Below are 11,294 nucleotides of genomic sequence, written 5' to 3' on the forward strand. Positions count from 1 at the left end.
CAGCGCCCTGAGCCCCCGGAGGGCCTTCCGTCTTATATATTTGCAATTTTCAAGGTTCGTTTGAGCCTGTTTTTTTCGGCCCAGTTTTTCATAGATTACTTGACACTACCCCTTACAATTTTTCCCTTACAGGCCAATGTTTATCGTACAAATGTTATTGATACATCTCCGGCGCCACAAACGATCTCAACCGTTTTGCTGCTTCCATTGTCAATCTCCCTGGCAACTGCCAGTCCACCGTATTCCTGATCGGCAATCTCAATTTCTCCAGCTCCGCATTTCAAAGAGTAGTTAAAGTCCTTTTCATTTCCGCAAAGATCAAGATCCATTTCTCCAGCCCCGCATTTCAGATCAACATCTCTGTTACATGTTCCTTCCACTTCTAGATCTCCGGCGCCCACTTCTGCCACAAGATTATCTACATCAGCGTTTCGAATATCGCAGTCCGCCGCTCCGATCTTCAATTCCATTTTTTTCGCATAAAGCCCATCTGCCATTACATTTGCCGCACCCGCATGCAATGTGATGTTTTCCATTCTTACCGATGCCGGAACTTCTATATAAAGTATTCCAAACCCATGATTCTTGTTCTTGATTTTACAAACATCCCAGATCTGATTTCCTTTTTCCATATAAATTTTTAATTTACTGCCGCTTGTCTGCATTCTGATACTGACTCCCGTGTCTCCAAAAGTAAGTTTCGATGTATCGACTCGCAGCTTTTCATCTGTTCCCTGAACAAGTTCCACATCACAACCACCAAGAATCATCTCAAGCTCTGTGATATCATCATATTCCATAGCTGCTTCCGGATTCAGATATTCATTTTCCAGCGGATCATCATCCCATTCCATATCATCGTCTCCAAACAGCACAATTCCATTCGGATATTCTTTCCGTAAATCATGGATACGGAATCCAAGCACCAAAGCCGCTCCGCAGAATATCAATCCCATCACTACAATCGTCGCAATAACGATCCAGAATATTTTCCATCCTCTTTTCATTAGCAGGCCCCTCCCTTCTTTCTTAGAAATGGTTTTCTGCAAAGTTCTACAAACCAACGGAATACCGGTGGGACGATTTTTGCACAGATCCAGCCAATCAATGCTGTCAGCATAATGCCTAATGCAAGTACCAGCAGTCCGGCGCCAATCAATGCCAAAGCCAGCGGTGCCGAATGAAAGATCTGCGTAAATCCCACTGCTGCAATCCCGATTCCAGAAACGGAAACCGCAACCCCAGATACAAGGACTGCTGCAACCACTGCCACGATCGCAATCAGAATTCCAAGGATCGCCGCAAGGATTCCGACCACCGCCGGTATCACGAACGGTGCTCCGATCAGAACGATTAAAACGATAAGGATAATCTTCAGTGTCTTACTCGTCCAGGGTTTTTTCTCCCTATAATCACTTTCGCTCATTCTACGTCCCGTGCTTCGGTATCCTTCTCTTTTCGCCGGAGAATCATTCTTTTCAAATCGGGTATCTGTATATCCGGTTTCCCTGTATTCACTATGAAATTCGTTCTGTCCGCCAAGACCTGCTTTGATCGTCTCGGCTACCTTCCTCGGACTTTCCAATTCTTTGATAATGTCAGCTTCATTCTCTGCGCCTGCATCATCAAAATAATCATTATAATACTGCAATGCCTCTTCTCTTTCCTCCACGGACAAGTCCCAAAGCAATGCACGCAGCTCATTCATAAATTCTACGCGTGTCATAAGTTCACTCCTCCCTCGAACATATCAGTAATCTTCTGCGAGTATTTCTTCCACTCTGCCCGGTAAAGCTGAAGCTGCGCCATTCCCTTATCCGTCACTTTATAATAGCGTCGATTTCTTCCGTCAAACTGCATATCATATACTTCCAGGCATTCATCCTTCTGTAGTCTCCTCAATACCGGATACAGTGTCGATTCCGATACTTCCAGGGCTTTCCTTACATCCTGGGTTATCTTATATCCGTACGTTCCCTGCTGTTCTTTGGAAACTACTGCCAATACAATGGCATCCAGAAGAGCCGCTCCGGTGTTAAATACCATGCTCTCACTCCTTTTTCTATTTTAGAATCTGCAATATTATTCGATCCCTTATATTATTTTTATACTTATATTATATGCCGTATAATATTGTTTGTCAATACATTATTATTTCAAAAATAAAAAAGCACTCTCACCCTGTTTTCTTCGGTAAAAATGCTTTTTTCATCGTCCAATTCGATTTTTATTTCATAACGCAATACAGAATGATCACCTGTACAACCAGAATCCCCGGTACTCCTAGTTTAAATTTTAAATGTCGCGTTTTATGTCGGAATACCTGCATTCCAGCCAACGCTCCGATTGATCCTCCGATCACCGCAAGGAAAAGTAGCGTTCTTTCCGGAACTCTCCATTGCTTTCTGATTGCCTTTCTCTTATCGATTCCATACACGCAGAATGTCAGCATATTGATCACGATCAGATATATCACTATTTCTTTCCAAATCATTTTTCCAGTCTACCTTCCTGATCTACCAGCAGAATTTCTTCACCAAGCGTAAAGGAATAAATCACTTCTTCTTTTACATTTTTTAATGTCATTTGTTCCAGTGCCCTGGCATAAAGCCGAAGCTGCTCCTGATATTTTTCCACCAGTTCTCTTCCAAATTTCACCTGATCCGTCTTATAATCAAGCACCACAAGTCCATCATCTTCTTCCAGATACACATCGATAATTCCCTGAATCAGCACCAGTTCCCCAGAAGCAGTGTCCGGATAAAGTTCTTTGGCATCAATCCCGAATACAAAAGGCTGCTCTCGATGAAGTCTGCCGCATCCTGCCGCTTTTTTCATTCTTTTTCCCATATCAGTATCCAGAAAATGCAAAATATCATCCGGCCGGATACATGCGGCCATCTCATTCGTCAGAAATCCCTGCTGCCGGAAATAATCGATTTCTTTTCGGAGCACTTCTTCATCGTACTCCTTCGTAAAATCCAGAAGTTCCAGCAATTTATGATAGGTACTTCCCCGGGATGCCCCTGTCAGTTCCTCTTTTTCCTGTAAAAACTCAGGGATCAACGGCACCACATCTTCCTCTTCCGCCAGCATCTCTCCGTTTTCTTCTTCCCCCAAAAGATATGCACGTTTTTTCAATTCAGAAACAGTAAATTTCATTTTAAGCTGTTCTTCACCCTCATATGGATACTGATAAGTGAACTGTTCGGCAATTCTGGCTGCAAACGCCTCATCGTGGCTCGCAAACGGACTGCCTTCATTTGTGACTTCCTGCAGCATCAATGATGCATCCAGTTGTTCTTCCAGGCTCCTTTCCGCCTCCATAGCAGTAAGATCTGAAGGTGATATCACCTGGACCTGCACAGAATCCGATTCATGCAGTCTCAGGGTTGCCGGAATTACCCAGTCCAGATAAGTCTTTGCTCCGATCAGTCTGGTGAATTCCAGCGTGTCTTGTCCTTCTTCTAAAAATGTATCGAGTATCTCCAGTTTCTTTTGGGCTCCCGGAATGACTCCTGTCATAATCAGCTTTTCTTTTGCCCTTGTCATCGCAACATAAAGGACTCTCAGTTCCTCTCCCAGATTCTCCAGTCCGGTTTCCATCTGAATCACTTTTTTCAAAATTGCCGGAGACTTCGTACGTCTCGTCAAATCAACCGCATCGATCCCGATTCCCAGATCGGGATGAATCACAACGCTTCCCCGGATATCCTGAGTATTGAATCGCTTTCCCATGCCTACAACAATAACGACAGGAAATTCCAGACCCTTGCTTTTATGAATACTCATGATACGCACCGCATCCGTCTGTGCATCGTAAATGCCCGCCTCGCCATAGTCCACTTCATATTTCTGAAGCTGTTCAATGTATCGGACAAAATGAAATAATCCTTTATAACTGGTAGCCTCAAACGTCTTTGCCCTTACAAGAAGCATCTCCAGGTTCGCCAGCCTCTGTTCTCCGCCCGGCATGGCAGATATATATCCCCTATATCCGGTTTCCGTCATGATCTGCCAGAGCAGATCATGAATCGAGGTATATGGGATACGACTCCGCATATCCTCGATCTGTTTCAAGACTTTTCGAAGTTTCGCACCAGTCTCTCCTTCTATATTTGCCACCATCCGTACGGAGTCATAAAACGGCTGTTCCGGAAACATAACACGAATTTCCGCCATTTCTTCATTGCTTAGGCCGCCAAATGGAGATTTTAGGACCGCCGCAAGAGGCAGCTCCTGCCTGAAATTATCCAGAACGCGGAGGTAATCCAGCATCCACCCAATCTCCAGCGTTTGAAAGTACCCTTCCTTCGACTCTGTATACGCGGGAATACCTTCCTGACTTAAAACTCGCGCAAATACATCTGCCCATCCGCTGATACTTCTCGAGAGAATTACGATATCGCGGTATTCCACCTTACGGAATGTTTGGGCATCCTTATCCCAGATTTTCTGGCTGTCCATCAACAAATGAATCCGTTCAGCCACCGCCTTCGCTTCCATTTCCCGCGCTGTCTGCACAGATTTTTTCTGTCGCGTTCCTTCAATTTGTCCTTCTTCTTCCTCCTGCGTGTCAATCAGTAATAGTTCCGCCTCATTGCCCGGACAATCCGGGTAGTCCGCTCCTACATAAAGGGCCGCGTGATCGTCATATTCAATTTTCCCCAGATTTTTCGTCATAATCTGACGAAAAATTCCATTGACAGGTTCCAGCACCTCCGCTCTGCTTCGAAAGTTCTTATGCAGATCAATTCGACGGCAATCTCCGTCCTCTGTACTGTAATGTTCAAACTTTTCCATAAAAAGTTCCGGTCTGGAGAGTCGGAATCGATAGATACTCTGCTTTACATCCCCCACCATGAAAAGGTTATTTTCTCCTTTGCTTACTCTGGAAACACTGGTCAGTATTGCTTCCTGAAGAAAGTTACTGTCTTGATATTCATCGATCATAACTTCCTCAAACTGTTCCTGATATTCCAGGGCAGTCTCCGAAGGAACCAGATACCCATTTTCCTTTCTGGTCAGAATTTTGAGTGCAAACTGCTCCATATCCCGAAAATCAATCAGATTCTTTTCCGCCTTCTTTTCCGCAAATGCCCTTTCAAATTCTTTCACCAGATTCACAAGTACAGTCACAACAGGTAAACACATCGCGAGGTCCTCTTTCATCCCCTCCGGGCTCTGGAAAAAATAGCCTTCTCGCAGATTCTCGATCAGTTTCTTCCACGTCTCTCTCAGCTCTTTAACCTGACCGGTAAGCTCCGGATCCACTTCTTTGTCACGATTCGGTGCAAGACGTGCCCAACTTCCTTTCTCCGGGAACACTCGCCACATCTTCTCATAAGTGTCCGCCGCAAAAAGAGGTTTCAGTATCTGTTCATCCTCATCGATCGTTTTTTCATACATATACGGGCCGGAAGGCTCATTACAAAGCATTCTCGCCTTTTCCATATACGCGCGAATGTCTCCCAGACAGTTTTGAATATAGGCAAATCCCCTTTTCATAAATTCCGAGTCTTCTTCCATCCCTGACTGATAGGCCGCCACACACTGATCCAGCCAGGCATCCGGGTCCGGATAACTCCCCGAAAAATGATACAACTGTTCAATAATCTCTTCCAGTTTCGTGTCTTCCCGTCCAGTTGCAAATGTCTCTACAAATTGGAGAAACAATTCATCTTCTTCGGCAAAATGTGCTTCCAGCATTTCTTTTAAGACATCCTGCCTCAAAAGGCGCAATTCTCCGTCTTCCGCCACCCTGAATCCCGGGTCCAGATCGATCACATGAAAATACTCTCGGATCACAGACATACAAAAACTGTGGATCGTTGTGATCCTGGCAGTATGTATCAGATCAAGCTGATGCTTTAAATGTTCATCCTGTGGATTTTCTTCCACTGCTTTTCCGATTGCCGCTGCAATACGTTCTTTCATTTCCGCTGCCGCAGCATCAGTGTAAGTCACGATCAGCATCCGGTCAATATCAAGCGGAGGAGTCTCTTTCGTCAGACGGCTAATGATACGTTCTACCAGAACCGCTGTTTTTCCGGAACCGGCCGCCGCCGAAACCAGGATATTCCGGTTTCTCAAGTCTATAACCTGCTGTTGCTCCTTCGTCCACGTCACGCCCATCTATCGTTCCCCCTTTCCGGATATTTTATGCAACACTTCTTCTCTGGTATATACAGGAAGATTCCGATACTCATATCCCTGAATCTGGTCATCAAATCCGCAGATCTCCCTATATATACAATAATCGCACCCTGTCTGTTTTCCCATCTCGTAAGGCGCCGCTTCTGCATTTCCACTCAACATCTTTTCCCGCAGATCATTCCGTTTCTTTGCCGCATAATCCAGTATCTCTCTGAATTCTTCATCATTCACGATCTTGGATGTTTTGGACAATCCATTCTTCGTTCGCGATACTGGAATCACGCTGGATCCCGCCGTAAAATCCTGATCCAGCTTCTGAATCACTGCCTCATCTGCATTGACCAGTCCATCCAGACGCAATTCTTTCATGATTGCCTCTTCCAGTTTCTCCTGATCGATCTGCTTCTCCACCACCGGATCTTTAATCCGATAATAGAAGATTCCTGCAGGTACAACCCTTTTTCCCGGATGTTTTCTCTCTTCCAGCTTCAATGCTTCCTCCATATATACAACAAGCTGCAGTTGGAGTCCATGGTAAAACGCTGCCATATCAAAAGTTTTTGTTCCGGTCTTGTAGTCGAGAATTTTCACGTAAACAGAATCCTCCGTCTCACAGGTGTCGATCCGGTCTATTTTTCCGCTGCCAAATCGCACCTCATACCCTTCCGGCCGAAACTGTCCCTTTTCCAATTGTCTGGTCATCGCCCACACCGTCCGGCGCATCATCCGTTTGATACGTGGAATCATATAAGCATTACGCGCAGAACTATAAAGGACCGTATTACTGTAATCCACAATACACTCGTCCACGCTTTCCTCGATCAGTTTTCGACTATCCGCTTCAGATATTTCCGTCCACCCTTCCTGTTCTTTCTCCAGTTTAAGAGCATACTTCTCCATTGCTGAATGAAATATATTTCCGAAATCCAGCGCTGCAAAGCGGTATTCCTCTCTCTCCTTAAGCCGGAGCCCGTAAGCTATAAAATGTGCACAGGCACAAGCAACGAATTTCTCCATTCTGGATACACTCGGATCCCAGGGCCCATAGAGCTTTTCAGCCGTCTCTTTCGCCAGTGAATCTTCCCGTTTCCGATACCTGCTCGCATTTACCAGCCTTTCCACATCCTTTTTCCATCTCTCATCTTTCAAATACCAGCGATATAGCTCCTGCCATATTCCATCTTTTTGCCGCTGGGGCTTTCTCAATCCTTCAATCAGATAATCGATTCCTAGCTCCGGCACCAGTTCCAGCACTTCCGGTCCATACTGATCCATATCATAAATCGGTACTTCCGGAAAAATCTTCTTAAGCTCCCCGATCAGATAAGAAGGACGCAGACTTTTTCCTTCTGCCGAAACTTTGCTGAAACTGACAGTCAATTCTTCCGTAGGTTTCGTCATATGAAGATAAAGATAAAACTTCTGAATACAGGTTTTTTCTTTCGTTCCCGGTGTCAGAGTGATTCCGGCATTCTCGAACCGCTCCCTGTCATGCTCGGTGATCAGTCCCTTCGTAGGCATAATCCCCGGCACCAGATTATCATTCGCTCCCAGGAAAATCAGAGCCTTGATATTCTTCAAACGCGTTCTCTCAACATCACCCGCCATTACTTCGTCCAGACTTGGAGGAATCACTCCCACTCTCGCCTCCTCGAGCCCGGCATCCAGAAGTTCTGAATATTCCTTGAGTGAAATATATTCATCTCCAAGAAGTCCAACAAACTTATCAAAGAGCTCCATGACAGCCCGGTAAATCTGCGAATATTCCTTTGCCAGTGCCAGCTCCCCCGCCTCCGCAAACTGGTTCTCCTGAACCTTTATCTTCTGCTGCATTTCCTCCTGTACCAGAAATTCATAGAGTGCGGTCGTCACATCCTTCACCGTTTTTTTACGCTGCTTCAGCACAAACATCAGTCCGTCCATCTTTTCCACCAGACGCACCCGCAAATGATTCAGTGTCTCCAGGTCTTCTTCTGTCGTCTGCGCACTGCGTCTGATCCATTTTTCCTGCCATTTCTTATACCCACGGATTCCAAGTGCAAGGACATAGTTTTCCATCAGATCCACTTCACCTGATGTAAATCCTGCAAGTCCGGTTCTCAAAAACCTAAATACACTCTCGTAGGAAAAATTCTGTTCTGCAATTCCAAGAAGACTCCGCACATATTCCACGAAAGAATTCAGAAGTACATTTCTCTTATAATCCAGGAATACCGGAATATGATATCTTGCAAAGTTCTTTTCGATTTCGTCAGCATAAACATTCATATCACTGGCAATCACGGCAATATCTCTATACCGATAGCCCTTCTTCCGCACAAGAAAGCGAATCCTCTGAGCCGCACACATAACTTCATCTGCCGGATTATGCGCCAGATACAAGCGGACACGATCCGTTTTTTTCTGATACTTCTCTTGAGCATGCCGAAACACTTCTGATTCCAGATGTGCAAGCGCAGGATTACAGCGGAAACGATAAACCGGCCTGCTATAAAGACAGACCGACTCTTCCACCAAAACCTCTTTTTCCTGTGCCAGTTCTATGAGTGATTTCACCATCTGCTTACTTAATGAGAAAAGCTGATACTTGTCCTTTAACACATAAGGATTCTCACGCTCATCCATAGTAACCGTCACGCAGACTTTGCTGCAATATGTCAGCATTTCACTCAGGACCTTATTCTGTACCGGTGTAAATCCGGTAAATCCGTCCAGGGCGATCACGCTGTCTTTCAATATCCGGGATTTTCCCATCACCCGGCTGAGCACATCCATAATTTCTTCCTTCGTAATATATTGATCAGCCAGATACTGTTCAAATGCCGAATAAACCGTTTGAATATCCTTTAGTTTCAGCAAAAGGCTCATATTGTCACCTGCCGCATCGAATAAAGGCCCCATTCCTTCCGGCTGGATATTATATTGTGTCAGTTCTGAAATAACCGATTTTACCTCACTGGTATAACCCGGTTTTTTCAGGTTAGCTTTGATAACTTTTAATGACGGTTCCAGCTTTCCGGCTATCTTTCTCAGAATCAGATTCTTTCCTTCGTCATCCAGTACTTTACGCCCACTTTCCCCTGTTTCTTCCATCACGCGAAATGCAAGACGAGCAAAACTAAGCACATCAATATTCATAATCCCATGTCTTGGATGACGCATGACCAGCTCCTTTTGTGTCTGCATCGTAAACTGTTCCGGAACCAGTACAATATAATTTTTATCCGGGAACCGTATTGATTCCCGGATAATATATTCATACAAATAATGAGATTTTCCGGATCCGGAATTTCCAAAAATAAACTGAAGAGACATGATCACAAACTCCTTCCATAGATCTCCTTCGGGACGTAAGCCCGGATATAAATTCCTTCTTCCGTATAGTGTTCTTCCAGAAGCTCTCCATATTTTCTAATCATCTGTACGCGGGAGCTTTCCTGATAAGGATACATTCTTTCTATTAGAATTTTCTGTTCCCGCAGCTGCTGTTCAATCGCACAGAGAAGCTCTGGAATCCCTTCTCCGGTCTTTGCCGAAATCTGCACGGTTCTGTCTGCCTGAAAATCGCGCAGCAATGCGTTCTCCCCACGTCGATCCATCTTATTAAATACTGTAATGACAGGTTTATTCATGACTTCCAACTTACGCAGTGTCTCATATACCACATACATCTGCTCGTCCATCTGCGGGTTGGAGGAATCTACCACATGGAGAATCAGGTCCGCATACTTTGCCTCCTCCAGAGTACTCCGGAACGCTTCAATCAGGTGATGCGGAAGCTTCCTGATAAATCCGACCGTATCCGTCACCAACATCTCCTGGCCGCTCGGCAGCTTCAAATTTCTTGTTGTAGGATCCAGCGTTGCAAAAAGCTGATCCTCTTCCAATACCTTTGCATCCGTCAGCGTATTAAGCAATGTGGATTTTCCCGCATTCGTATATCCTACGATGGCAGCCACCTGCATATGATTTCTGCTGCGCTGTTCTCTGGTAAGATCTCGATGTCTTTTGACATCCTTAAGTTCTCTGTTGAGAAGGGCAATCCGGTTCTTAATCAGCCTTCGATCCATCTCCAATTTCTTTTCTCCCGGTCCTCTTGTGCCAATTCCTCCTCCCAAACGGGACAATGCCTTGCCGGCGCCGGTAAGCTGAGTCTGCCTGTAACGGAGCTGAGCCAGCTCCACCTGGATCTTCCCTTCACTGGTCGATGCTCTCCCGGCAAAGATATCCAGGATGATGAGTGTCCGATCCATTATCTTTGTATCCAAAAGTTCTGTCAGATTCGCTGTCTGTGCAGGGGACAATTCATCATCACAAACAATGCCGTCCGCATCTGTTTCCCACAAAAGTTCTTTGATTTCCTCAATTTTCCCCTTACCAACATAAGTGGCGGGATGAATCATCTCCCGCCTCTGAATGACCCTGCCGACGACCACACCTCCTGCCGTATCGACCAGATCGCAAAGCTCATCCAATGACTGTTCGGTATCATCGTTCGCACTGCTTGCGACTCCCACCAGAATGAGCTTTTCTTTTTCATCTTTTATCTCATAGATTGCCATACATTCTATTCCTCTCTACTTGGGACCTGCGTATTCAAAAACTCTTTTTCTTTCAGCGCACGTTCATCATCCGGATACAGACTGAGATAAACTTCCAGCTTTTCTTTTGCTTTCTGATAATCCCCCACCTGCTCATAAGCCGCAATCAGATTAAATGACATTTCTTTCAAAAGCTCCTGACCCGCATCCGGGAACTCCTGCCCATTTTCAAAATAATAGACTGCCTTTTCCGGTTTATCCGTCATCAATGCACAGATTCCCAACATATTATAAATGGTTGCTGTTTCCTCCGAACCGTTTTGAAGTGCATTTCCAAACGCCTTTTCTGCCTTTTCGTAATCTTCTTCTTCCCAGTAGCAGATTCCCAGCCCCCTCCATGCTTCTCCCAGGTCTTTTCCTTTATCAACTGACTCCTGGAATTTTTCCGCTGCCTCTGTATAATTTCCTTCTTCAAGCAGCTCTGCCCCTTCTTTTACAATGGAAGTACAGCCAGAAGTTGCCAACATCACAGCCAGAAGCAGCATCACCAAACTATATTTGCTTTTGTTCCATTTCTTCATACTGTTTCTCATTCTA

8 protein-coding genes are annotated in these 11,294 nt (G+C 45.1%); all 8 read right to left on the reverse strand.

Annotation, left to right across the window (positions count from 1 at the left end):
- Nucleotides 1-140: 140 nt before the first annotated feature.
- Nucleotides 141-1,007: a DUF4097 family beta strand repeat-containing protein gene (locus ACTNBR_RS12915; RefSeq protein WP_427806237.1), complete on the reverse strand. Its 867-nt coding sequence runs from the start codon at nucleotides 1,005-1,007 to the stop codon at nucleotides 141-143.
- On the reverse strand, nucleotides 1,007-1,726 hold the full coding sequence (locus tag ACTNBR_RS12920; RefSeq protein ID WP_441018592.1) for a DUF1700 domain-containing protein: 720 nt from the start codon (nucleotides 1,724-1,726) through the stop codon (nucleotides 1,007-1,009). The genes ACTNBR_RS12915 and ACTNBR_RS12920 overlap by 1 nt, the downstream gene beginning before the upstream one ends.
- Nucleotides 1,723-2,046 (reverse strand): PadR family transcriptional regulator, encoded by a 324-nt coding sequence (locus tag ACTNBR_RS12925; RefSeq protein ID WP_427806235.1) that lies wholly within the window; start codon nucleotides 2,044-2,046, stop codon nucleotides 1,723-1,725. Before ACTNBR_RS12925 ends, ACTNBR_RS12920 begins: the two co-directional genes overlap by 4 nt.
- Nucleotides 2,047-2,227: 181 nt before the next feature.
- Nucleotides 2,228-2,494, reverse strand: coding sequence for a DUF1294 domain-containing protein (locus tag ACTNBR_RS12930; protein ID WP_427806234.1), 267 nt, complete (start codon nucleotides 2,492-2,494; stop codon nucleotides 2,228-2,230).
- A complete protein-coding gene (addA, locus tag ACTNBR_RS12935) occupies nucleotides 2,491-6,135 on the reverse strand; it encodes a helicase-exonuclease AddAB subunit AddA (protein ID WP_441018593.1) in 3,645 nt (1,214 codons plus the stop codon). The genes ACTNBR_RS12930 and addA overlap by 4 nt, the downstream gene beginning before the upstream one ends.
- Complete coding sequence (gene addB, locus ACTNBR_RS12940; RefSeq protein WP_441018595.1) at nucleotides 6,136-9,471, reverse strand: helicase-exonuclease AddAB subunit AddB; 3,336 nt, start codon at nucleotides 9,469-9,471, stop codon at nucleotides 6,136-6,138.
- Between the two features lie 2 nt (nucleotides 9,472-9,473).
- The gene (gene hflX / locus ACTNBR_RS12945; RefSeq protein ID WP_441018597.1) at nucleotides 9,474-10,718 is read right to left on the reverse strand and encodes a GTPase HflX; all 1,245 of its coding nucleotides are present in this window, start codon (nucleotides 10,716-10,718) and stop codon (nucleotides 9,474-9,476) included.
- Nucleotides 10,719-10,723: 5 nt separating this feature from the next.
- The gene (locus tag ACTNBR_RS12950; protein WP_441018599.1) at nucleotides 10,724-11,278 is read right to left on the reverse strand and encodes a tetratricopeptide repeat protein; all 555 of its coding nucleotides are present in this window, start codon (nucleotides 11,276-11,278) and stop codon (nucleotides 10,724-10,726) included.
- Between the last annotated feature and the right edge of the window lie 16 nt (nucleotides 11,279-11,294).

This window comes from Bariatricus sp. HCP28S3_F11 (genome assembly GCF_052065395.1).
GTDB lineage: Bacteria > Bacillota > Clostridia > Lachnospirales > Lachnospiraceae > Allocoprococcus.

Coding starts and splice junctions, on each gene's coding strand:
- ACTNBR_RS12930 (WP_427806234.1), bottom strand. CDS start 2,494: ATGATTTGGAAAGAAATAGTGATATATCTGATCGTGATCAATATGCTG.
- addA (WP_441018593.1), bottom strand. CDS start 6,135: ATGGGCGTGACGTGGACGAAGGAGCAACAGCAGGTTATAGACTTGAGA.
- ACTNBR_RS12925 (WP_427806235.1), bottom strand. CDS start 2,046: ATGGTATTTAACACCGGAGCGGCTCTTCTGGATGCCATTGTATTGGCA.
- ACTNBR_RS12920 (WP_441018592.1), bottom strand. CDS start 1,726: ATGACACGCGTAGAATTTATGAATGAGCTGCGTGCATTGCTTTGGGAC.
- addB (WP_441018595.1), bottom strand. CDS start 9,471: ATGTCTCTTCAGTTTATTTTTGGAAATTCCGGATCCGGAAAATCTCAT.
- ACTNBR_RS12950 (WP_441018599.1), bottom strand. CDS start 11,278: ATGAAGAAATGGAACAAAAGCAAATATAGTTTGGTGATGCTGCTTCTG.
- hflX (WP_441018597.1), bottom strand. CDS start 10,718: ATGGCAATCTATGAGATAAAAGATGAAAAAGAAAAGCTCATTCTGGTG.
- ACTNBR_RS12915 (WP_427806237.1), bottom strand. CDS start 1,007: ATGAAAAGAGGATGGAAAATATTCTGGATCGTTATTGCGACGATTGTA.